General features: G+C 55.2%; 24 protein-coding genes. 13 read left to right on the top strand and 11 right to left on the bottom strand.

Going from position 1 to position 20,740, the window contains the following annotated elements; translation table 11 throughout:
- Nucleotides 1-34 precede the first annotated feature (34 nt).
- The 3 genes from G7G_RS0106570 (at nucleotide 35) to G7G_RS0106560 (ending at nucleotide 1,662) form a co-directional block, all read left to right on the top strand.
- A complete protein-coding gene (locus G7G_RS0106570; RefSeq protein ID WP_010439798.1) occupies nucleotides 35-925 on the top strand; it encodes an SPFH domain-containing protein in 891 nt (296 codons plus the stop codon).
- Nucleotides 925-1,203 (top strand): hypothetical protein, encoded by a 279-nt coding sequence (locus G7G_RS0106565; RefSeq protein ID WP_010439796.1) that lies wholly within the window; start codon nucleotides 925-927, stop codon nucleotides 1,201-1,203. Before G7G_RS0106570 ends, G7G_RS0106565 begins: the two co-directional genes overlap by 1 nt.
- A 96-nt stretch (nucleotides 1,204-1,299) precedes the next feature.
- Nucleotides 1,300-1,662 (top strand): SUF system Fe-S cluster assembly protein, encoded by a 363-nt coding sequence (locus G7G_RS0106560; RefSeq protein ID WP_010439793.1) that lies wholly within the window; start codon nucleotides 1,300-1,302, stop codon nucleotides 1,660-1,662.
- Nucleotides 1,663-1,881: 219 nt separating this feature from the next.
- Here the strand turns inward: G7G_RS0106560 and G7G_RS0106555 are convergent, their stop codons facing one another.
- On the bottom strand, nucleotides 1,882-2,214 hold the full coding sequence (locus tag G7G_RS0106555; protein WP_010439791.1) for a hypothetical protein: 333 nt from the start codon (nucleotides 2,212-2,214) through the stop codon (nucleotides 1,882-1,884).
- Nucleotides 2,215-2,390: 176 nt separating this feature from the next.
- On the opposite strand from G7G_RS0106555, the gene G7G_RS0106550 reads away from it, so the two are divergent.
- A complete protein-coding gene (locus G7G_RS0106550; RefSeq protein ID WP_010439788.1) occupies nucleotides 2,391-2,756 on the top strand; it encodes a HesB/IscA family protein in 366 nt (121 codons plus the stop codon).
- Here the strand turns inward: G7G_RS0106550 and G7G_RS0106545 are convergent.
- The gene (locus tag G7G_RS0106545; protein ID WP_029621786.1) at nucleotides 2,753-3,667 is read right to left on the bottom strand and encodes an isopenicillin N synthase family dioxygenase; all 915 of its coding nucleotides are present in this window, start codon (nucleotides 3,665-3,667) and stop codon (nucleotides 2,753-2,755) included. The two genes, G7G_RS0106550 and G7G_RS0106545, sit on opposite strands and share 4 nt — an antisense overlap.
- 121 nt (nucleotides 3,668-3,788) lie before the next feature.
- On the opposite strand from G7G_RS0106545, the gene tpiA reads away from it, so the two are divergent.
- On the top strand, nucleotides 3,789-4,538 hold the full coding sequence (gene tpiA / locus G7G_RS0106540) for a triose-phosphate isomerase (RefSeq protein WP_010439784.1): 750 nt from the start codon (nucleotides 3,789-3,791) through the stop codon (nucleotides 4,536-4,538).
- 6 nt (nucleotides 4,539-4,544) lie between these two features.
- Here tpiA and G7G_RS0106535 read toward each other — a convergent pair whose 3' ends face one another.
- The 6 genes from G7G_RS0106535 to G7G_RS0106510 form a co-directional block, all read right to left on the bottom strand.
- Nucleotides 4,545-4,856: a DMT family transporter gene (locus G7G_RS0106535; RefSeq protein ID WP_010439781.1), complete on the bottom strand. Its 312-nt coding sequence runs from the start codon at nucleotides 4,854-4,856 to the stop codon at nucleotides 4,545-4,547.
- 158 nt (nucleotides 4,857-5,014) lie between these two features.
- The gene (locus G7G_RS0106530) at nucleotides 5,015-6,391 is read right to left on the bottom strand and encodes a TRAP transporter large permease (protein WP_010439778.1); all 1,377 of its coding nucleotides are present in this window, start codon (nucleotides 6,389-6,391) and stop codon (nucleotides 5,015-5,017) included.
- Nucleotides 6,391-7,068 (bottom strand): TRAP transporter small permease, encoded by a 678-nt coding sequence (locus G7G_RS0106525; protein ID WP_010439775.1) that lies wholly within the window; start codon nucleotides 7,066-7,068, stop codon nucleotides 6,391-6,393. Before G7G_RS0106525 ends, G7G_RS0106530 begins: the two co-directional genes overlap by 1 nt.
- A 116-nt stretch (nucleotides 7,069-7,184) precedes the next feature.
- Nucleotides 7,185-8,186 (bottom strand): DctP family TRAP transporter solute-binding subunit, encoded by a 1,002-nt coding sequence (locus G7G_RS0106520; protein ID WP_010439772.1) that lies wholly within the window; start codon nucleotides 8,184-8,186, stop codon nucleotides 7,185-7,187.
- Nucleotides 8,187-8,554: 368 nt separating this feature from the next.
- Nucleotides 8,555-9,784: a sigma-54-dependent transcriptional regulator gene (locus G7G_RS0106515; protein WP_010439770.1), complete on the bottom strand. Its 1,230-nt coding sequence runs from the start codon at nucleotides 9,782-9,784 to the stop codon at nucleotides 8,555-8,557.
- Nucleotides 9,781-11,514 (bottom strand): sensor histidine kinase, encoded by a 1,734-nt coding sequence (locus G7G_RS0106510; protein WP_037320828.1) that lies wholly within the window; start codon nucleotides 11,512-11,514, stop codon nucleotides 9,781-9,783. The genes G7G_RS0106515 and G7G_RS0106510 overlap by 4 nt, the downstream gene beginning before the upstream one ends.
- 46 nt (nucleotides 11,515-11,560) lie before the next feature.
- Here G7G_RS0106510 and G7G_RS0106505 point away from each other — a divergent pair, with 46 nt between their 5' ends.
- A complete protein-coding gene (locus G7G_RS0106505; RefSeq protein WP_010439764.1) occupies nucleotides 11,561-12,742 on the top strand; it encodes a cytochrome P450 in 1,182 nt (393 codons plus the stop codon).
- Between the two features lie 126 nt (nucleotides 12,743-12,868).
- On the opposite strand, the gene G7G_RS0106500 is transcribed toward G7G_RS0106505, so the two are convergent.
- Nucleotides 12,869-13,342 carry an Lrp/AsnC family transcriptional regulator gene (locus G7G_RS0106500; protein WP_010439761.1) on the bottom strand — a complete coding sequence of 158 codons (474 nt, stop codon included), beginning with the start codon at nucleotides 13,340-13,342 and terminating at the stop codon, nucleotides 12,869-12,871.
- Between the two features lie 45 nt (nucleotides 13,343-13,387).
- Between G7G_RS0106500 and G7G_RS0106495 the strand changes: the two genes are divergently transcribed.
- The 7 genes from G7G_RS0106495 (at nucleotide 13,388) to infC (ending at nucleotide 18,435) form a co-directional block, all read left to right on the top strand.
- The gene (locus G7G_RS0106495) at nucleotides 13,388-13,588 is read left to right on the top strand and encodes a hypothetical protein (protein ID WP_010439758.1); all 201 of its coding nucleotides are present in this window, start codon (nucleotides 13,388-13,390) and stop codon (nucleotides 13,586-13,588) included.
- Nucleotides 13,588-13,902, top strand: coding sequence for a DUF2849 domain-containing protein (locus G7G_RS0106490; RefSeq protein ID WP_010439754.1), 315 nt, complete (start codon nucleotides 13,588-13,590; stop codon nucleotides 13,900-13,902). The genes G7G_RS0106495 and G7G_RS0106490 overlap by 1 nt, the downstream gene beginning before the upstream one ends.
- 65 nt (nucleotides 13,903-13,967) lie before the next feature.
- Nucleotides 13,968-15,632 (top strand): nitrite/sulfite reductase, encoded by a 1,665-nt coding sequence (locus G7G_RS0106485; protein ID WP_010439751.1) that lies wholly within the window; start codon nucleotides 13,968-13,970, stop codon nucleotides 15,630-15,632.
- A complete protein-coding gene (locus G7G_RS0106480) occupies nucleotides 15,622-16,383 on the top strand; it encodes a phosphoadenylyl-sulfate reductase (protein WP_010439747.1) in 762 nt (253 codons plus the stop codon). The genes G7G_RS0106485 and G7G_RS0106480 overlap by 11 nt, the downstream gene beginning before the upstream one ends.
- Nucleotides 16,380-16,787, top strand: a complete 408-nt coding sequence (locus G7G_RS0106475) for a DUF934 domain-containing protein (RefSeq protein WP_010439744.1) — start codon at nucleotides 16,380-16,382, stop codon at nucleotides 16,785-16,787. The genes G7G_RS0106480 and G7G_RS0106475 overlap by 4 nt, the downstream gene beginning before the upstream one ends.
- Before the next feature lie 107 nt (nucleotides 16,788-16,894).
- Complete coding sequence (locus tag G7G_RS0106470; protein WP_010439741.1) at nucleotides 16,895-17,728, top strand: ferredoxin--NADP reductase; 834 nt, start codon at nucleotides 16,895-16,897, stop codon at nucleotides 17,726-17,728.
- Nucleotides 17,729-17,844: 116 nt separating this feature from the next.
- A complete protein-coding gene (gene infC / locus G7G_RS0106460) occupies nucleotides 17,845-18,435 on the top strand; it encodes a translation initiation factor IF-3 (RefSeq protein ID WP_310793657.1) in 591 nt (196 codons plus the stop codon).
- A gap of 132 nt (nucleotides 18,436-18,567) precedes the next feature.
- Here infC and G7G_RS0106455 read toward each other — a convergent pair whose 3' ends face one another.
- Both G7G_RS0106455 and G7G_RS0106450 read right to left on the bottom strand, forming a co-directional pair.
- Nucleotides 18,568-19,884, bottom strand: a complete 1,317-nt coding sequence (locus G7G_RS0106455; protein WP_010439728.1) for an aspartate aminotransferase family protein — start codon at nucleotides 19,882-19,884, stop codon at nucleotides 18,568-18,570.
- Nucleotides 19,881-20,642, bottom strand: a complete 762-nt coding sequence (locus tag G7G_RS0106450; protein WP_037320986.1) for a beta-keto acid cleavage family enzyme — start codon at nucleotides 20,640-20,642, stop codon at nucleotides 19,881-19,883. The genes G7G_RS0106455 and G7G_RS0106450 overlap by 4 nt, the downstream gene beginning before the upstream one ends.
- Nucleotides 20,643-20,740: the final 98 nt, after the last annotated feature.

Here is a 20,740-nt window from a genome sequence, read left to right as displayed (position 1 = left end):
TGTATACCATAGTACACAATAAATGAGGACAGATATGACAGAAGACCAGATTATCGGATTGCTTACTTCGAACATTATTTATTTGCTGGCGGCAGCGCTAATTGCACTTGTCATCTTCAAAGGCATCAAGATCGTGCCTCAATCCGAAAAATACGTGGTTGAACGGTTCGGCCGCTTGCGCTCAGTCCTTGGACCCGGAATCAACTTTATCGTTCCTTTTCTTGATGTTGCACGCCATAAGATATCCATCCTTGAGCGTCAGTTGCCCAACGCAACTCAAGACGCGATCACCAAGGACAATGTTCTGGTGCAGATCGATACCTCGGTATTCTACCGTATTCTGGAACCTGAAAAGACTGTATACCGTATCCGTGACGTAGATGGTGCGATTGCCACAACCGTCGCCGGCATCGTCCGTGCAGAGATCGGTAAGATGGACCTGGATGAAGTTCAGTCGAACCGCGCGCAACTGATTGAACGCATTCAGGAAAGTGTCGAAACCGCCGTTGACGACTGGGGAATCGAAGTGACCCGCGCCGAGATTCTGGACGTAAACCTCGACCAGGCCACCCGTGACGCAATGCTGCAGCAGCTGAATGCCGAGCGCGCGCGCCGCGCACAGGTAACAGAGGCCGAAGGTCAGAAGCGTGCCGTTGAGCTGCAAGCCGATGCCGAGCTTTATGCCGCTGAACAGACCGCCAAAGCCCGCCGTATCCAGGCCGAGGCCGAAGCCTACGCGACTCAGGTTGTGGCCAAGGCGATTCAGGATAATGGATTGGAAGCTGCGCAATACCAGGTCGCCTTGAAGCAAGTGGAATCACTGAACGCTTTGGGTAATGGCAGCGGCTCGCAGACAATTGTGGTACCGGCAAATGCTATTGAAGCGTTTGGGAATGCCTTTAACATGCTGAAAGGAGGAAAATAATGGCTGAACCTTTCTGGCTTACTTGGTGGGTCTGGCTGGCCGCAGCGCTCGCTCTGGCCATCCTTGAGGTCGCCCTGCCAGGCTTCATCTTTCTTGGCTTTGCCATCGGAGCAGCCATCACAGGATTGCTGTTGCTGATACCGGGGCTGGTACTTTCCCTGCCCGTTCTATTGCTGATCTTCGCGGTTCTTTCGCTGGTATCCTGGCTCGCATTACGCCGCATGTTCGCGCTGCCTCACGGACAGGTCAAAACTTTCAATCACGATATCAACGAGTGATTTTGTACTGGCGCCCATTCCGGGCGCCACTGCCCCTCTGGACGCTGGTCAGCGGTTTCCCTATATAATTTCTCAGGTAACAGACCCGAGGCATCAATGACCCACCCCAGCGAACAGTTCGAAGGCAGCCCGCTCATTGCGCCTTCGACCATCGAACATCCTTTGTACGACGCGATAGTGGACGCGTGCCGAACAGTTTTTGACCCTGAAATTCCGGTCAATATCTATGATCTGGGTCTGATCTATACCATCGACATCACCAATGAAAACGCGGTCAAAGTCATTATGACCCTAACGGCCCCCGGCTGCCCGGTCGCCGGCGAGATGCCCGGCTGGATCGTGGAAGCCATTGAACCCGTTGCGGGCGTCAAGGAAGTTGACGTCGAACTGACTTGGGAGCCGCCTTGGGGTATGGAGATGATGTCGGATGAAGCGCGGCTTGAGCTGGGGTTCATGTAACCCCTTTTCTCATCAGGTTTTATCGTTTGTCGTGAAACGGTTACGCGCTTGTTACAAATGCGTAGACATTGTGACACAAAAAGCCGGTACTTTTCGGTTGTTTGCGCAGTGATACATACTGTGCTGGCACACCGGGTCGTAAACCTGTCTGTTGTCCCCAAATTGACCTAGCCCGGATATTGACCGCCCTTGCCCGAGGGCGGTCTTTTCCGGTCGCTGCTAGTTGAGTCCACAGGTCGATTTGATTTCCGCGGCTCTCGCATCCAACTGTTCGACGTAATCGCCTGAAAGCATCTTTAGGTGTTTGTTCTCGGTCCCGGTTATCAATCCCAATAAAGCTCCGGCTGGTAGGATCGAGACAACGCTTTCCGCTTGTTGTTCCTCCGCATGCTTCTTTTCCGCAGCGATCGCACGAAGATCACCCGGTGCTGTGGCACAATTGACCGGGTGCCGTTTGTCATCACCGGCGGCGAGTGCCGGATAAGCCAATGCAAAGCAAACCAACCAAGTGGAAATACTTCGACCAAACAACTGCTTTGCTCTCAATGCCATCTTATTTCGCCTCTGTCAGAACAATAAATCCACGTCATCCGACCATATCCCGCGCGATATTGCCAATCCGAATTCCCTATCAACCCGCCACATGTGTGGGAATTGTGCCCTCCCTCTCTTGAGCCCGACGAGCGTCGGCCTTAGATTGGAGATAACGCGCGAATACGGAGCCCATCATGTTTGGCATTCCCGGCAAACAAGCCGTGACTATGACACCCAAAGCCGCCGAACAGATTGTTCGGCTGATGAATTCTGGCGGCCACGCCGGTCTGCGCATTGGCGTCAAGAAAGGCGGCTGTGCTGGTATGGAATATACCATGGACTATGTCGATGAGGCCGACCCAAACGATGAAGTGGTCGAACAGGATGGTGCCCGCGTGATGATCGCGCCAATGGCACAGATGTTCCTGTTTGGGACCGAGATCGACTATGAGGTTTCACTGCTCGAATCCGGCTTTAAGTTTCGCAACCCGAACGTGGTTGATGCCTGCGGCTGCGGGGAATCGATCAAGTTCGACGATACTCTGGCAGCGCAGCGTTAAGACGCTGCCTGCAGGTGCACGTAAGTTTCATTAAATCGCTGCGTCAAGTGCTCTCCAGCCCGAATTATCTTGCCTGAATCCGGCGGGGCGATATTGGTGTCATAAGAGGGATTGAAGAACAGTGGGACCGAGATTCGCTCGTCTGAAGTCCCTTTGACTCTATGTTCGGTTGCCTTGACTTCACCGTCTGTCCAAAACTCCAACATTTCGCCAAAATTGATAATGAACTGCCCCGGCGCCGCGTTTACAGCCTGCCAATCGCCATCAGGCATACGCACCTCTAGCCCCGGAGTGCCATCGGTGGCCAACAATGTCAGGCAGCCATAGTCAGTGTGAGCAGCGATTCCAAAATCGTTTTCTCCTGCCCAATCAGGACGTTGCGGATAGAAGTTACCGCGCAGCAAGGCCATGGGTGTATCAAAGGCGGCATCAAAACTGTTCGCATCCCGACCGATGGCAACGGCAATGGCACGCAGAACACGCATGGCAATGACACAAGCGTCCGAATAGTAGACTTGGATTATTGTCCGGAACTCGCCGGAAAAGTCCGGCCAGAGGTTGGGGGCATATACGCTCAGTTCTCGCTCTGCATAAGGATCATTGGCGGACAGTTCATAGCCGCAGTCAAAGACTTCTTTAAAATCCGGGTTCGCCGTAGGATCGACTTGCTCAGAACGAGGTGCGCCCCAGCCGCGGTTGGCACCGGAGGTGGCCATGTCTACAGTCCGCTTGATCTGTTCAGGTTGCCGAAAAAAGTTGCTATATTCGCTAATCACCTGCTGAACGCGCTCAGCGCTGAGTCCGGCATTGGAAATCGTCAGAAATCCGACCCGGCCAATGGCATGTCTCAGCTTATCCATCTCCGCAGGCTCACGCTGGTCCAGCTTTGTAAGGTCTAGGTTGTCTATCATGCTGCCCTCTGCATTTACGCGTGCAATCTGTCCACACAATTCGCGGTCCGCAACCGGAATTGTCAGCGCTGCTTGCCAGTGATATCCGGGATGCAGAACGCACAAAACCGGAGGGATCGCAATGCGGCGTAAGTTGGCGGCAGGCAATTGGAAAATGAATGGAACCGGCGTTGCGCTGAACGAATTGAAAGAGTTGAGTGCGTCACATCCCTCTTCCCCCGTCGAAATTCTGATCTGCCCGCCTGCCACATTGCTTCATCGCGCTGGTAACACCGTCGAAGGCTCGGGAATCACTGTCGGCGGACAGGATTGCCACGCCGCGACTTCGGGTGCGCATACCGGGGATCTAAGCGCCGAGATGCTGCTTGATGCAGGGGCAGACGCAGTAATACTCGGTCATTCCGAACGTCGAGAGGACCATGGCGAACAGAACGAAGACATTCGCGCCAAGGCCCGCACAGCGATGGACGCGGGGCTAAAAGCGATAGTCTGCGTTGGCGAAAGCCTTGAACAGCGTGAAGCGGCGAACACGCTGGACATCATCGGAGGTCAGATGTCGGGATCAATCCCGGATCAGGCGACCGGCGAAAATCTCATTGTTGCCTATGAACCCATTTGGGCAATTGGGACCGGCAAAGTGCCAACCCTGGAAGAGATCGGCGAAGTGCACGATTTCATCCGCGCCCGGCTGGAACGCCGCTTTGGTGAAGGCGTGGGCCGCTCGGTCCGGTTGCTCTATGGTGGGTCGGTAAAACCCAGCAACGCCGCCGAGATTTTTGGAGTATCAAATGTCGACGGCGCACTTGTTGGTGGTGCAAGCCTGAAAGCCCAAGATTTTTCGGGCATCATTCGGGCGCTTGAAAAGGCCTAAGAAGACTTAGGCCAGTTTCATCACGACCAATCCGGTCACAATCAGAACCGCCGCACCGATCCGCATCGGTGTCAACGCTTCGCCCAGAAACAAGATGCCGACGGTGAACGCACCGACGGCGCCGATTCCGGTCCAGATGGTATAGGCCGTTCCAAGCGGCAACTCCCGCATGGCCATCGCAAGCAGACCAAATGACCCGATCATTGCGACACCCATGATCGCCGTCGGCCACAAACGTGTAAAACCTGCGGTCTGCTTCATTGCGACGGCCCAGACAATCTCAAGCAGGCCAGCGAACAACAGTAATATCCAGGGCATAAGAACACCTCACTCTCCGAGTTCGGGTCGTCCCGAATGATCATCCATGGTGGTGAGGTCGTCCTCTGACGCTTAGATATGTGTTTAGACATCAGTTTCAAGGCACAAAAAAACCGGGCGGATTACGCCGCCCGGTTCATATGATCGGTGTATCCGATCTAGTTGGTTATGATCTCTGGTCCCATGAAGGTGTTGGGCAGGAAGGTCGAAATCCACGGGATATACGTCACCATGATCAGGAAGACGAAAAGCACGGCCAAAAACGGCAGCGCCGCGCGAACAACACTCATCATTGGCATACCCGCGACGCCTGAGGTTACGAACAGGTTCAGACCAACCGGCGGCGTGATCATCCCGATCTCCATATTCACCACCATGATGATGCCCAGATGGATCGGGTCGATGCCCAGCTCAATCGCAATCGGGAAGACCAGAGGCGCCACGATGACCAAGAGGCCCGAGGGTTCCATGAACTGGCCACCGATAAGCAGGATCACGTTAACCACGATCAGGAACGTAACCGGCCCCAGACCCGCGGACAGCATAGCGCTTGCGATATGCTGCGGGACCTGTTCATCGGTCAGAACATGCTTCAATATCAGCGCGTTGGCGATAACAAACAGCAGCGTGACGGTCAGTTTGCCAGCTTCGAACAGCGTATGCTTGGTGTCGGGGTGCACAAAGGCCGTGACCAGAGCATAGGGCTTCTTCAACAACGAAATGTTCTTTGCATCGCCTTCGGTGCTGAGCGGCCCCATGTCCTTGTAAACAAAGCTCGCGATCAGGAATGCGTAGACAGCCGCAACCGCAGCGGCCTCGGTCGGGGTGAAAATACCACCGTAGATTCCGCCGAGGATGATGACGATCAGGAACAGGCCCCAACCCGCCTCGCGCGCCGAGGTGAAGACTTCACCCCAACCCTTCCAGTCTCCTTTGGGCAAGTTCTTGACCTTGGCCATGACGTAGATGGTGATCATCAGCATCAGACCGGCCATCAGACCCGGAATAACGCCTGCAAGGAACATCCGCCCGACCGAAACCTCGACAGCGGCGGCATAGACAACCATCACGATGGACGGCGGGATTAGAATGCCCAGAGTACCGGCGTTACAGATCACACCGGCGGCGAATTCCTTGGAATAGCCAACCTGACGCATCCCGGCGATGACAATAGAACCGATTGCCACAACAGTGGCCGGGGATGAGCCCGAAAGAGCGGCGAACAACATACAGGCGAACACGCCCGCAATTGCCAACCCGCCCGGCAGATGCCCCACACAGGCAATCGAAAACCGAATGATCCGGCGTGCAACGCCGCCTGTCGTCATGAAGGACGACGCCAGGATAAAGAAAGGGATGGCGAGCAACGTAAAGTGCCCTTCGAACGCCTCAAACAGCGTGCCCGCGACCGAGGCCAGCGAACTGTCGGAATAGATCAGCAGGAAGAGGGTCGAGCTGAGGCCCAGCGAAACCGCAATCGGAACACCGATCAGCAGCAGACCAATGACCATCGAGAAGAGAAGAACAACATCCATCAGTCATGCTCCCCCTGCTGCGCGCGAACCTCTTCGATCTCGTCCTCAACCTCGTGGCTGGCAACAAGGCGATCGGTTTCGCCGCGCCAGATTTGAGCGGCAACCTGAGCGAAACGGATCACCAGCAGCAACATCGACAGAGGCAAAACGAAATAGGGAACGACCTTGGGCAGTTTCTCGTAGTACTCACCGTAGTTGATCATATCTTCGAGAAACCGCAGCGGTGCCACCATCGGGATATCATCGACTTCATAGAAGCTCTGGCTACGCGCGCTCATGTCAAAGCCGGTCGGAAACCAACGACCCGAAGTTGGCGGCAAATCGGCAAACACCGCCCAGTAGTCATACGACCCCTTGAGCAAGAGCAGCGAAAACACCAGACAGCACGCAACCGCTATCAGCGCCAAAACCCGGCGCGGCGCAGGGGCCAGCATGTTCAGGATCGCATCGACACCCAGATGCGCGTGCTTTTTCACGGCATACGACGCACCCAGCAGCACCAACCAACCAAAGGTGAATACCGTCAGCTCTAGTGCCCAAAGAATGTTAGAGTTAAACACGAACCGCGCGATCACATTGGCGAAGGTGACAATCGTCATCAGGCCCAAAAGACATGCAATCAAGGTTTCTTCGATATGGTCGACCAGCCCGCCTTGGCCGGATTTCGCACCAGACATCTCTCTGTCCCCGCATTTTTATGATGAGAGTGGAGGGAGTGTGGCGGGCCTTCATGGCCCGCCTGACCTACGCGTCCATAACTCCCCAGTCCCCGGACACGCGGCTTGATCCGGGATCAGAACCCGGCGTTGATCGCCTGTGCGGCGTCGATCTTGTCCTGACCTACGTCGTCAGCGAATTTGTCCCACACGGGCTTCATCGCATCGACCCAAGCCTGACGCTGCTCAGGGTTCAGATCACGAATAATACCGCCTGCGTCAGTGATCGAGGCCTTAGCCGCTTCGTTCACCGCAAAGGCTTCCTTGTTCCGGGTCTCCGTCACTTCGGTTAGAATTGTCAGGAACTGATCACGGACTTCGGGGTCCAAGCTGTCCAGCCAGTCCACAGAAGTGACCACTAGATAGTCGATGATACCGTGATTGGTCTCGGTGATACCATCCTGCACTTCAAAGAACTTCTTGCCGTAAATGTTCGACCAGGTGTTCTCCTGCCCGTCCACAACACCCTGCTGAAGCGCGCCATAGACTTCCGAGAATGCCATTTTCTGAGGGCTACCACCGATGGCTTCCATCTGTGCCACCAGAACATCCGAGGACTGTACGCGGAACTTGAGGCCGTCAGCATCCGACGGATCAACCAGAGGTTTGTTCGCGGACATCTGTTTCATGCCGTTGTGCCAGAATGCCAGACCTTGCAGGCCACGACGCTGCATGCTGTCTTTCATCGCCTGACCATCAGCCGAGGCCTGGAATGCATCAACGGCATCGATGTTCTTGAACATGAACGGAAGGTCGAACAGGCGGAACTGTTTGGTGAACTTCTCGAACTTCGACAGCGATGGCGCGGCCAGCTGCACGTCGCCCTGCAGCATCGCCTCAAGCACTTTATCGTCATTGTAGAGGGTCGAGTTCGGATAGACCTCCATGCACATAACGCCGTTCATCTCGTCATTGACGCGCTGCTCCAACAGCGAGGCGGCAATACCCTTGGGATGTTTGTCGGTATTGGTCACATGGGCAAACTTGACCACGATCTCACCGTCATCACACGCCGCCATCCCGGCCGTCGCAGTGACAGAAAGTGCAATTGCAGTTGCTGCCGTTGTTAGGAATTTCATCAGTCTTTTCCTCCCAGATTTCCCTAAAACTTCGATCAAGCGCTCAGTCCGCGCCGTATGAAGCGGAGTGAAGCGAATCAATCTCTCCCTCTCAACGGTTTGTTCCGTTACTAACAAAATTAATAATTGTTGTTTATTATCAATACGTTTAATGGCCCACTTCGCGAGTCAAGAAAACTACCGCAATGCTTTGTGCGAATTTTCGCACAGAGCGACCACGTCGAGTGCGAGTTTTCGCACAAAATCAAATCAACCCGACCGAATCGATTCGTCTGGGCAATGTCCGACCGCAGCCCGCATATGCGCGCTGCCCGGCCCAACAGTCTTGCTGGTATGTTAATACTGGCAAAATTGGCGGGAGGATCTCCCTACCGACGATAGTCTTCTGGTCGGATTTCATAGCGAGCCAACTTGTCATAGAACGTCTTGCGCGGCAGCTTCAGAGCCTTGGCCGCGTTAGAAGCCTTGCCATTGTGGCGCCCAAGTGCAGCGACCAACAAAGATTTCTCGACCCGCGCCAATTGTTCGCTCAGCCCCAGGTCCGCAGACTGTCCGACCTCTTCCGGCATTCCCAACACAAACCGCATGGCGGCAGACATCAAAGAACGCGCATTTCCCGGCCATTCCTGCGCCATGAGAGAGGCCAGATGTTCAGGCGTAATCTCAGGCTCGGCGATACCAGCCTGTTCCGCCGCCTGTGCCACATAACGGCGAAAAATGATCGGGATATCCTCTGGGCGCTCGGACAAAGCAGGAATGCGAACCCGCATGACATCAAGGCGATAGAACAGATCGACGTTGAACCGCCCCTGTCCAGAAAGCTGTGACAAGTCGGAAGTTGTGCCTGCTATTATTCGCGCATCTATCCCCTGCTCGATCAGTTCCAGCGCAGCATATTGAGTGGAATCCGGCATTGCAGAAACCTCATCAAGAAACAGCGACCCGCCAGCCGCGTCCCCACAGACCGTTAACAAACCTTCAGGCGTCAGGCTGGCGGCCGGGCGCTTGACAAACGGTCCCTGCCCGACCGGAGACATCAGATGCACAACCTCGGCCACTTTGGATATTCCGCTGCCCGCCGGTCCAGTGACTAAGACTTCGGCGTGTGTCGGTGCCACGCTCCGCACGCGCTCTCGCAAGGCTTCGGCCTGCTCTGACAAACCGAATAGCATTCGGGCTGCAGGATCGCCTCGCTCTAACTCGCGCTTGAGCTCACGATCACGCAACACCTCTGACCGCGCGGCAATCGCACGCTCCAGAACCGCCAGAAGATCTGCTGCCGCACAGGGTTTTTCAAGAAAATCGAAAGCGCCTTGTCCCATGGCCTGCACAGCCATTGGAATATCTCCTTCGCCGGTCAGCAAAACAACTGGTAGTTCAGGATCAACCTCGCGCGCGAAGTTCAGTAGATGGAACCCATCGCGGCCAGGCATCCGAATATCCGAGATTATCACACCGTCAAATTCGCTATGAATATGATCTTTCGCCGCAACAAATGATCCCGCTGTAACCGGTTCATATTCTGCCAATTCAAGCGTCTGTGCCAAAGCTTCACGAACAGCGGCATCGTCGTCGACCAAAAGCACTTTGCGGATCATGCAGCCTTGTCCTCGCTGAAGGGTTCCAGTTCGACGGTAAATTCAGCACCGTCGTCCGTATTTGCGCCGCGAATGTCCCCTCCGAAACTTTGAACCAAACCGTAGGAGATGGATAGCCCCAGACCCATCCCTTCAGATGAACCCACTGTCTTCGTGGTGTAGAATGGTTCAAACACGCGATCTGGGTCTTCGATACCCGGCCCGGAATCTCTGACCGAAACACGAATGGGTTGCCCCTTCGTCAAAGTGATCGAGATTTTGCGGGCTGCCCGATCAGCCATGGCGTCTGCGCCATTATTGATCAGGTTGACGAAAACCTGCACCAAACGCACTTCACCTCCCCATGCGTAAACCGCTGATTTTGGCGGCTCCCAACTCAATTCGACGCCTTCGTCTCGTAATCGAGACTCAGTCAATTCGGCAGCCGTATTCAAAACTTCAACCAAGTCGACGCGCCCCATCGGCTCGCTTTCGTTTCTGGCAAATGCACGAAGGTTTTTTATGATCCGGGCCATACGCGCAGCCATGTCGGAAATACGGCTCAGGTTTTCGCCGGTTTTTTCTTCTTTACCGCGTTCCAGAAATGCTGACCCGTTATCAGCGAATTGCTGGATAGCCATCAACGGTTGGTTCAACTCGTGGCTGATCCCCGCTGACATCTTGCCCAATGCGCTCAGCTTACCTGCTTGAACCAGTTCAGCCTGAGCTTGCTTGAGCGCCGCCTCGGCTTCTTCACGCTCAGCGACTTCACGGCGCAAAGCCGAATTTGCCGCTGTCAGCGCTCGCGTGCGCTGGGCCACCCTGCTTTCCAATACAGTATTGGCATCCGCTAATGTTCGCCGACGTTCTGAGGCCAGAAACAACAACGCTCCAAACGCGAAACAGATCGCTGCAACCGCTGCTGCTTGTAATCCTGCCAAACGACGAGCAGGCGCGACATCAACCAGCATCTCGGCAGTCATCGCAATCACCGGCAGGTCGAGAGTCAGGTGCAACGCACGGCGAGGAAGATAACGCCCCCAATTCAATTTCCAAACTTCATGCCCGGCAACTCGTGACGACGCAAATTCAACATTCTCACCTGCTGGTGACATCAAACCCTGCTGGCCTTGCTCACGGTGCCAAAGCAACAGATCAGAGCGGTTCGAAATAAAAACGACCCCATCCGCATCAACAAAGAACACCGCATCTGTGCTTCCACGCCATGTCTGCTCGACATCCTGCACGTCGGCCAGAACCATCAGAGCACCCTTTATTTGCCCTGAATCTCCAAACGCTGGCGCTGCATACGAATAGATCCGATCCCCACTCTCGTCTTCGACACCATGCGCGCTCCCTAACGCTCCCTGCATGGCGCGTTCAAAAGCCGGATGCTCAGACATATCGCGCTGCGCCACGGGCTGTGCCGCCGCCAGAGCCTGCCCATCTGTGTCCAGGTAGATCACATTAACCGCAGCGGTCTTGTCAGCCACATCCAACAACACTTTTCGTGCTGCTTGCTGCTGCGCCCCGGCACCAAGCGCCTGTAATGCAGGATGGTCCGCCATCAACGCAGCCACTTCCTGATATACTTGCATCTGTGTGCTCAACCGGTCCGCCGCCAGCTCCAGATCCGCCTCGGCCTTTTCGCTCAGCTGCGACAAGGCCTGACGATAGCCATATGTCCAGACCCCAGCCGACAACAAACCAACTGCGCACAAAAAACCTGCAATGATCCAAATCCGTTGCATATCTAGGGTCTTGCATTCAGCGACGCCCATGGCAAGTGTGCAGCGCATGAAGACGCTCTACCAATCCCCGACTGACCCGGCATTCGTGCAAAACCCTTACCCGTTCTATGACACTGCGCGCCAATTCGGCGATCTGTTCTACTGGGAGGAGTATGGCTTGGTTGCAGCCGCTTCGTATAAGGCCGTGCACACATTGTTGCGTGATCGGCGCTTTGGGCGCGAAGTACCAACGGAATTTGCAAAACCCGGCCCAAGCCACCTTGCACCCTGGCTCGTGGTCGAGTCGCATTCAATGTTGGAACTCGAACCACCCAGGCACACAAGGCTGCGATCGTTAGTCCTGCGGGCCTTTACATCCCGCGCCATTGCCGCGTTGGAGCCCGCCATAGAAGAATTATGCAACGATTTGATCGAGAGATTTCCCGATGGCCCCTTCGATCTATTGCAGGCCTATTGCACACAGGTTCCTGTCATTACGATCTGCCGCCTACTGGGCGTTCCAGAACAGATGGCACCAAAATTCCTGCATTGGTCCCACGCAATGGTGTCCATGTATCAGGCAAACCGAACCCGCGTAATCGAGGATGATGCTGTTCAGGCCACGCAAGAGTTTACGGCCTATCTTGAAGACTACATCGAACTGCGACGTAGAGACCCGCGCGATGACCTGATCACGCGGTTGATCGCAGCGGAAGAAGATGGCGAAAAACTCTCACGCGATGAATTGATAACAACCTGTATCCTTTTGCTGAATGCCGGTCACGAAGCGACGGTGCATGCCATCGGCAATGGCGTGAAAACCCTACTGACAACACGCACTCAGCAGCTTGTCCTGTCACCCAACTCCATTGATGGGGCCGTCGAGGAAATTCTGCGATATGATCCGCCCCTTCATATGTTCACACGCTATGCCTATGAAGAGGTTGAGCTATTTGGGCACCGCTTTTCCCGCGGAGATCAGGTCGCATTGCTTCTGGGGGCCGCCAATCGTGACTCAACGGTCTGGCACCAACCTGATACGTTCAATCCAACACGAGACATCAGCGCCAACACCAGTTTTGGCGGAGGTCTCCATTTCTGCGTCGGCGCCCCTCTGGCACGATTGGAAATGCGTATCGCGCTTCCGATCCTGTTCAACAGACATCCAAAATTGCGGCTTGCAGATGAACCTGAATACTCGAACAGTTTTCATTTCCATGGGCTATCCAAACTGATGGTGGAACCGTGAATCCCAGACGCGCATAAAAAATCAGCCGGTCAGTCGATCCCGGATCCGTTCTTCATCTGGCCAAAAATATCCCCAGGGAGTCGCCCATGGGCGACGGGGGCAGCGCCCCCAATCACTCGCCTTAATTCAACCGACAGATTTTAATGGCAGCATGGTGGTCGACTTGATCTCTTCCATCGACAACAAAGCCGTAACGTTGTGCACCCGAACCTCTGATATCAGTGCCTGGTAAAATGCATCATAGGCACGCGCATTCTTAACTCGCACCTTCAGGATGTAGTCGATGTCGCCCGCCAACCGATGCGCTTCCTGCACCTCAGGACGGTCTCGCAAAGCTTTCAGGAACTTCTGCTGCCATTCCGCTTCATGTTCCGACGTACGGATCAACACAAAGAAAGTGGCCTCGAATCCAAGCGCCTCAGCATCCAGCAAAACCGTCTGTTGACCAATGACCCCTGCCCCCTTCAGCTTGCGTATGCGATTCCAAACTGGCGTCTTCGAACTGCCGACACGGGCCGCGATTTCGTCCAACGACTGGCTCGCGTCCCGCTGCAGCTCGGCTAGAATTTTCCGATCCGTGTCGTCTATCCGCACCGACATTCCAAATTTCCCTCTAAATCAAGACAATGGTTCTGCCCGCAGCCAATGGAAGAGCATTTGTCCTTATTTGCTGGCGCATATGGCGATTTACCGGGAATATTTCCTATATTGCCATTCAAGTCAATTCAGTCACGAGATGATCCGATGCAGGTCAAACAGTCAGATGAACGCATGAACAAGCCCGGCTTATCCCAAGCCGTGTTCGGCCTGCACCTGATCTCTGTTTTTCATAAGGAGTTTGCCTGATGGCCCGCGCTTTTACCCCTAAAGTCGTCACCGCCAACGACCTGTTGGAAGGCGACGTGATTTATCAGACCGAAGATGACAGCTGGTCGCGAGATCTGTCCGAGGCCGAGCTGATCACCGATGAAGCCCATGCGCAGGTTCGATTGCTGGATGCCGCGCGCCAGGCAAACAAGATCGTTGGCGCGTATCTCGCCGATGCGATCGCCGGTGACAAGGGACCTGAACCCACCCATTTCCGGGAGGATTTCCGCCGGACTGGTCCGTCCAACTATGCCCACGGCAAACAGGAAACCTCCCCGCAGCCCCGGGTCTGATTTCAGGCTCTTCTCTCTCCCCTTCAAGGCCCCAGGTCCGGGGCTGCAACTAAGGACAGCTAAACATGTATCGCTACTCCGAGTTCGACACAGCATTTTTGGCAGAACGCAACGCTCAGTTCCGGGCGCAGGTTGAGCGTCGCATTGACGGCTCATTGACCGAAGACGAATTCAAGCCCCTGCGCCTGATGAATGGCCTGTATCTGCAACTGCACGCATACATGCTGCGCGTCGCGGTTCCCTATGGCACGCTCTCCAGTGCACAGATGCGTCAGTTGGCCTTACTGGCCGAGAAGTGGGACAAGGGCTATGGCCATTTCACCACCCGTCAGAACATCCAGTACAACTGGCCCAAACTGAACGACGTGCCGGATATGCTAGACGCGCTGGCCGAGGTTGGTATGCACGCCATCCAGACTTCAGGCAACACCATCCGTAACGTGACAGCCGACCACTTCGCCGGTGCTGCCGCGGATGAGGTTGCCGACCCGCGCCCCTATGCTGAACTGCTGCGCCAGTGGTCCACCGACCACCCGGAATTCCAATTCATGCCGCGTAAGTTCAAGATCGCCATCACCGGCAGCGAAAACGACCGCGCCGTGATCAAGGCGCATGACATCGGCCTGCAACTGGTCGAGCGTGACGGCGTTCTGGGCGCCCGTGTTATCGTGGGTGGTGGTCTTGGCCGTACGCCGATGATCGGTAAAGAATTGTCCGAATTCGTCGCCTTTGACGATTTGCTGGCTTACCTCGAAGCCACCGTTTCCGTCTGGAACCAGATCGGCCGCCGCGACAACAAGTACAAAGCCCGCATCAAGATAACCGTGCATGAGCATGGCATCGACGCCATCCGCGCCAAGGTAAACGAGCGTTTCCTGCAGGTCCGCCCACAGTTCAAGGGCGCTGACATGAACCTGCTGGAAGAAATCAAAGGCCACTTCGCTGCACCTGCCTTCCGCGAAGCATCCGTCGCCTCGTTTGAAAGCGCCTATACCAACGATCCGGTTTTCCGTTCGTGGGTCGACACCAACATCGCGCCGCATAAAAACGCGGACCACGCGATCGTTACGATCTCGATCAAAAAGCACGGCCAGACGCCGGGCGACGCAACTGCCGAGCAAATGCGCGTTATGGCCGACCTGGCCGAAGAGTTCGCCTATGACGAGCTACGCATCAGTCATGAGCAGAACGTGATCCTGCCGCATGTCCACAAATCAGATCTGCCCGCGATTCACGCCAAGCTGAAAGAGCACGAACTCGCCACCGCCAATATCGGCCTGATCAGCGACATCATCGCCTGCCCCGGCATGGATTACTGCGCGCTGGCAACAGCCCGCTCGATTCCGGTTGCGCAAGAGATCGCGACTCGGTTCGAAGACCTGAAGCTGGAGCATGATATTGGCCACCTGAAGATCAAGATCTCGGGCTGCATCAACGCATGTGGGCACCACCACGTCGGTCACATCGGCATCCTGGGCCTGGATCGCGCAGGCGTCGAGAACTATCAGATCACGCTGGGTGGTGACGCGACTGAAACGGCAGCCGTCGGTGACCGCACGGGTCCGGGCTTTGCCTATGATGAGATCGTTCCTGCCGTTGAACGCATCGTCGAAGCCTATCTGGACCTGCGTGATAGCGCCGAGGAAACTTTCCTAGAAACCTATCGCCGCGTTGGAATGGCTCCGTTCAAAGCTGTGCTTTACCCTGAGGCGCGGGCTAATGCCGCTTGACCTGATCCAGACGGAACTGGGTTCCAACAGACGCGATCTGACCGAAAAGGTCGACGCTCTGAATACCCGGTTCCGTCATCATAGTGCTCATGACGTGATGCACGGCGCGATTGAAGAGATCGAAGAACTTGCGCTCGTTTCCAGCTTTGGGGCGGAATCAGTGGTGCTGTTGCACATGGCGGCAGTGGTCGACAAAGCCACACCGGTATTGTTCATCGACACGCAGATGCTGTTTACGGAAACGCTCGAGTATCAGCACGAGGTTAGTGAACGTCTGGGGCTGACCAACGTGAAAATCATCCAAGCGGATAAGGACGATGTTGAGCGTGACGACCCTTATGGGGCACTACATCTAAGTGACACTGACGCTTGCTGCAATTTGCGAAAGACTTTCCCGCTGCAACGGGCGCTATCTGGATATTGTGGCTGGATATCCGGGCGCAAACGGTTTCAATCAGGAACCCGCGCGGCGCTCGAATTCTTCGAAGTCGAAGACGGCACCGGACGGATCAAAGTCAATCCATTGGCCCATTGGGCGCCCGAAGATGTGCGCGCCTATATGACTGAGAACAACCTGCCCCGGCACCCGCTGGTGGCCAAAGGATACCCATCGATCGGCTGTGCACCCTGCACATCGCCGGTCAAAGAGGGCGAAGACCCCCGCGCCGGACGCTGGCGTAACAGAGAAAAAGAAGAATGCGGCATCCATTTTGTCGACGGCAAGATGGTGCGTGTTGGAGAGAAAACATGAACGTAATCGTGAATGACCAAGGCTTTTCGCCCGAGGACTGGACCGACGGCTTCGTTACTTTGGACGATGCAGCCAACGATGTTGTTGCATTCGACGTCAGCTCGGACACGGATCCGGATGAACTGATTGACCGTTTGGGTAGCGCTCAGATGGTGCGCGTCGACTTCCCGTCATCAGCAGACGGGCGTGGCTTTACGATCGCACGCGTGCTGCGGTTGAAAGGGTATACCGGTCGCCTTCGTGCAAAAGGCCATGTATTGGCGGATCAGTACGCAATGGCACGTCGCAGCGGGTTTGATGAGGTCGAAATCGATCACAGCCTAGCAGCACGTCAGCCCGAAGATCAGTGGTTGGCGCGTGCCAACTGGCAAGAGAACAATTATCAGGCCCGTCTGCGCGGCTGAAACCCGCCATCGCCAGCTTGTGACGCGAAAGGGGCAATCTGCCCCTTTTCCTGACTTGGATCAAAGATTAAACGGAGATACCGGTTTAGCAGACCGGTGGTGAAATTATGACAGAGATGAAGCCCGTGAGTGAAGCAACCGCCGTAAAGGCCCCCGTCCTGCCCGACGCTCAGACCGTGACCGAGGTCAAGCATTGGACCGACCGCCTGTTCTCTTTCAAAGTGTCACGTCCTGCGTCCTTGCGTTTCCGCTCGGGCGAATTTGTGATGATCGGTCTGCTGGGTGACAATGGCAAACCTCTGCTACGTGCTTATTCAATCGCTTCGCCTTCGTGGGACGAAGAGCTCGAGTTCTATTCGATAAAAGTGCAGGATGGCCCGCTGACCTCGAAACTGCAGCACATCCAGCCTGGCGATCAGATCATCCTTCGGCCCAAGCCCGTGGGCACATTGGTGCATGACGCGCTGTTGCCCGGCAAGCGCCTCTGGTTCTTTGCCACAGGAACCGGCTTTGCGCCCTTCGCATCGTTGCTGCGCGAGCCGCAGACCTATGAAGATTATGACGAGGTCATCATAACTCATACCTGCCGCGACGTGGCCGAGCTGGATTATGGTCGCGAGCTGATCGAGAACATTCGTCAGGACGAGTTGCTGGCTGAACTGATCGGTGAAGGTTTCGCCAACAAGATCCGTTACTACCCGACCACCACGCGAGAAGAGAGCCCAAAAATGGGCCGCATCACCGAATTGCTGAAAGACGGCTCGGTATTTGCCGACCTGGGCATCGAAGGTGGTATCAAACCGGACACCGACCGTGCCATGGTCTGTGGCAGCCTTGCGTTCAACCATGACATCAAAGCAATTCTGGAAGAGTTCGGCCTGCGCGAAGGCGCAAATTCCGAACCCAAGGAATTCGTGATCGAAAAGGCCTTTGTGGGCTAAACGGGTTTGCCGGTCGGGTTGTCGACAGCCTAAACCGGCAAAAACACCCGAATTTCATCGAAAATTCATGCGGCTTGTAATTTATGCCGCTTGAAACACCTCTCAGCCCGGTCTAAATTCCGGGCTCGAAATTCTGCAATCATCAAAGGAATGAACCCATAGCCCGCAGACCTCACAACGCGCCGCCACAGCGAGATACCGGCCCGCGCGTCAATGACAAGATCCGTGCTCCCGAAATTCGCCTGATTGGCGCCGAAGGTGAAAATGTCGGGGTGGTTCATCCCGCAAAAGCCATGCAGATGGCCGCCGATGTAGGCCTCGATCTGGTTGAGATTTCGCCCAACGCCAACCCGCCGGTCTGCAAAATCATGGATTTCGGCAAGTTCAAATACGAACAGCAGAAACGCGAAAGCGAAGCCCGTAAGAAGCAAAAGATCATCGAGGTGAAGGAGGTCAAGTTCCGGCCCAACACCGATACGCATGACTATGACGTCAAGATGCGGAACGTGTTCAAGTTTCTTGAAAACGGCGATAAGGTGAAAGTCACCTTGCGGTTCCGTGGTCGCGAAATGGCGCACCAGAACCTGGGTCGTGAACTGCTGGAGCGTGTGGCCGAGGACGTCAAGGATTTGGGCAAGATCGAGAACATGCCAAAGATGGAAGGTCGTCAGATGATCATGATGATCGGCCCGCTGCCGCAGAAGTAACCGCGCTTCAGGACGTGCTCAAAGGCTCCGCCAGTCTGGTCGGAGCCTTTTTTCATGCCTGGCTCGTCTCGAATCCGCTCTGCAGATTTTCAACGTACCGCGAACTATTTGAGAAGACAGCTATCAGATTTGTCAGATCACGTTTGAGATCGCGCGATCCAACTTGGCGACCAACTCATCGATCTGCTTGCCTTCTATAATGAATGGAGGCGCCAGAAGGATGTGATCCCCATGTTGACCATCGCGTGTTCCGGACATCGGATAACAAATCAATCCTTCCGCAAACGCCGCCTTCTTGATCTTGCCCGCAACTCCAAGTGCTGGATCAAACGGCGTTTTGGTCTCGCGATTTGCCACAAGTTCGATCCCCCGGAACAAACCACGCCCGCGGATATCGCCAACATGGGGATGCTGACCAAACGCAGTGGTCAGGGCTGACTGCAGTTTCTCGCCCATCAGCGCCGCCCTCAATGGCAGATCGTTCTGCGTAAGTTCCGTCACGACCGCCAATGCGGCAGCTGTTGCAACCGGGTGACCAATATAGGTGTGACCGTGTTGGAAGAATCCCGATCCGTTTTGGATTGCGTCGTAGATCCGAGCCGAACACAGCATCGCCCCGATTGGCTGATACCCGGCCCCCAACCCCTTGGCTATACACAAAATATCCGGTGCCACGCCATCATGATCACAAGCAAACAGATGGCCGGTACGCCCCATGCCACACATCACTTCATCAAGGATCAGCAGAACACCATATTGATCACAAATCTCACGAATACGTTTGAAATATCCTTCAACCGCAGGAACAGCCCCTAAAGTCGCGCCGACCACGGGTTCTGCCATGAAGGCCATCACCGTATTGGGCCCCAGACGCAATATTTCGGCCTCCAATTCATTAGCCACACGCTGCCCGTAGTCGTAGCTGCTCTCGCCCTCAGGCTTTTCAGCGTATTCATAACAGGGTGCGATATGGGTCATCTCGATTAGCATCGGCGCAAACTGAGCCCGTCGCCATTCGTTGCCCCCCGCCGACAGTGCTCCCAGTGTGTTACCGTGATAGCTTTGCCGACGTGCAATGACATGACGGCGCTCAGGTTGACCTGTTTCCAGATAGTACTGCCGTGCCAACTTGATCGCGGCCTCAGTCGCCTCGGACCCGCCCGACACAAAATACACGCGGTCCAAATCACCGGGAGCATGTTCGATCAACAATTCAGCAAGCGCCTCAGCCGGTTCCGAGGTCATGAAGCCGGTATGGGCAAACGCGATCTGCTCTACCTGCTGCTGCACCGCTTTGACCACAGTTTCATTGGAATGACCAAGACACGAAACCGCTGCATCCCCGCAATCCAGATAGCGGCGACCGGTTGAATCAATCAGATAACAACCCTCACCACCTGCAGCGACCGGCAATTCAGACTTAGTGTGGCGCGGAAAAACGTGACTCATTTCGAAGTCCTTTTCAAAAGATCAATCAAAGCTGCAACGGATGCGGCATTGTCTGCCCAGGCCTGACCATCACAGCCCGCAATACTGTTTTCAAACCCCACGCGCACATCGCCACCAAACTGTACAGTTTTTTGCAGGCACGCATGCTCTTGCCCGCCAAAGGCACAGACCATCCATGGGTCTGTCGTAGCCGGGAATGCATCCAGATCTTCCGGTGTCGATTCCTGCGTTGTCGAGTAGCGGCCAAGTACAAACAGATGTTCGACCTGATGGGGTTTAACAACTCCATCCTTCTGCCAGCGGACCAACAACTCAACGTCGGTAGCGTCATAGAGAATGTGTTGAACGCGCGTCCCCTGTTCCGCGCACAGCGCATAAACGCTTGGCGCAAGCTCCGGCGACCTAGCAATCTCGCGTACCGAAATCGAAGCCCAATCCGGGTGGACGTTCTTCAAGCATTCGAACTGGGTCTGAACGTCAAAAATTCCGGCAGCCTCTGTGGTAATCTGGATGTCCATCTGCGGTACGGCGTGGTGCAATTCCGCAAGCGTCTCTCGATACAAACCTGCATCCAGAGAATGCTGACCCGCCTGATCACGGACATGCAGATGCAATCCATTGGCACCTGCCAGGCTGCAGGCTTTCGCCGTTTCGACGATTTCTTCCATTGTGACAGGCAAGGCGGGATGATCCCTATGCCCTCTGCGTGCTCCATTTGGCGCCACCAATATGTAAGGCAGGGCTTCGCTTACCAACATCCCGGAACCACCTTCTGACATTTCCAAACGGCTTAATCTGATCCCGAAATATATTCAGCCCTAGTGTTTTCAATTTGCATCATCCATAACATATGTTT

The sequence above is a fragment of the Ruegeria conchae genome, assembly GCF_000192475.1.
Classification (GTDB): Bacteria; Pseudomonadota; Alphaproteobacteria; order Rhodobacterales; family Rhodobacteraceae; genus Ruegeria; species Ruegeria conchae.
This window is presented reverse-complemented; position numbering and strand designations above follow the sequence as displayed.

Coding starts and splice junctions, on each gene's coding strand:
- G7G_RS0106500 (WP_010439761.1), bottom strand. CDS start 13,342: ATGTCGGTGCGGATAGACGACACGGATCGGAAAATTCTAGCCGAGCTG.
- G7G_RS0106470 (WP_010439741.1), top strand. CDS start 16,895: ATGACAGAGATGAAGCCCGTGAGTGAAGCAACCGCCGTAAAGGCCCCC.
- G7G_RS0106450 (WP_037320986.1), bottom strand. CDS start 20,642: ATGTTGGTAAGCGAAGCCCTGCCTTACATATTGGTGGCGCCAAATGGA.
- G7G_RS0106560 (WP_010439793.1), top strand. CDS start 1,300: ATGACCCACCCCAGCGAACAGTTCGAAGGCAGCCCGCTCATTGCGCCT.
- G7G_RS0106530 (WP_010439778.1), bottom strand. CDS start 6,391: ATGGATGTTGTTCTTCTCTTCTCGATGGTCATTGGTCTGCTGCTGATC.
- G7G_RS0106550 (WP_010439788.1), top strand. CDS start 2,391: ATGTTTGGCATTCCCGGCAAACAAGCCGTGACTATGACACCCAAAGCC.
- G7G_RS0106555 (WP_010439791.1), bottom strand. CDS start 2,214: ATGGCATTGAGAGCAAAGCAGTTGTTTGGTCGAAGTATTTCCACTTGG.
- G7G_RS0106495 (WP_010439758.1), top strand. CDS start 13,388: ATGGAAGAGCATTTGTCCTTATTTGCTGGCGCATATGGCGATTTACCG.
- G7G_RS0106480 (WP_010439747.1), top strand. CDS start 15,622: ATGCCGCTTGACCTGATCCAGACGGAACTGGGTTCCAACAGACGCGAT.
- G7G_RS0106570 (WP_010439798.1), top strand. CDS start 35: ATGACAGAAGACCAGATTATCGGATTGCTTACTTCGAACATTATTTAT.
- G7G_RS0106545 (WP_029621786.1), bottom strand. CDS start 3,667: ATGATAGACAACCTAGACCTTACAAAGCTGGACCAGCGTGAGCCTGCG.
- G7G_RS0106455 (WP_010439728.1), bottom strand. CDS start 19,884: ATGAGTCACGTTTTTCCGCGCCACACTAAGTCTGAATTGCCGGTCGCT.
- G7G_RS0106490 (WP_010439754.1), top strand. CDS start 13,588: ATGGCCCGCGCTTTTACCCCTAAAGTCGTCACCGCCAACGACCTGTTG.
- G7G_RS0106525 (WP_010439775.1), bottom strand. CDS start 7,068: ATGTCTGGTGCGAAATCCGGCCAAGGCGGGCTGGTCGACCATATCGAA.
- G7G_RS0106520 (WP_010439772.1), bottom strand. CDS start 8,186: ATGAAATTCCTAACAACGGCAGCAACTGCAATTGCACTTTCTGTCACT.
- G7G_RS0106505 (WP_010439764.1), top strand. CDS start 11,561: ATGAAGACGCTCTACCAATCCCCGACTGACCCGGCATTCGTGCAAAAC.
- tpiA (WP_010439784.1), top strand. CDS start 3,789: ATGCGGCGTAAGTTGGCGGCAGGCAATTGGAAAATGAATGGAACCGGC.
- G7G_RS0106535 (WP_010439781.1), bottom strand. CDS start 4,856: ATGCCCTGGATATTACTGTTGTTCGCTGGCCTGCTTGAGATTGTCTGG.
- G7G_RS0106515 (WP_010439770.1), bottom strand. CDS start 9,784: ATGATCCGCAAAGTGCTTTTGGTCGACGACGATGCCGCTGTTCGTGAA.
- G7G_RS0106475 (WP_010439744.1), top strand. CDS start 16,380: ATGAACGTAATCGTGAATGACCAAGGCTTTTCGCCCGAGGACTGGACC.
- G7G_RS0106485 (WP_010439751.1), top strand. CDS start 13,968: ATGTATCGCTACTCCGAGTTCGACACAGCATTTTTGGCAGAACGCAAC.
- G7G_RS0106565 (WP_010439796.1), top strand. CDS start 925: ATGGCTGAACCTTTCTGGCTTACTTGGTGGGTCTGGCTGGCCGCAGCG.
- G7G_RS0106510 (WP_037320828.1), bottom strand. CDS start 11,514: ATGCAACGGATTTGGATCATTGCAGGTTTTTTGTGCGCAGTTGGTTTG.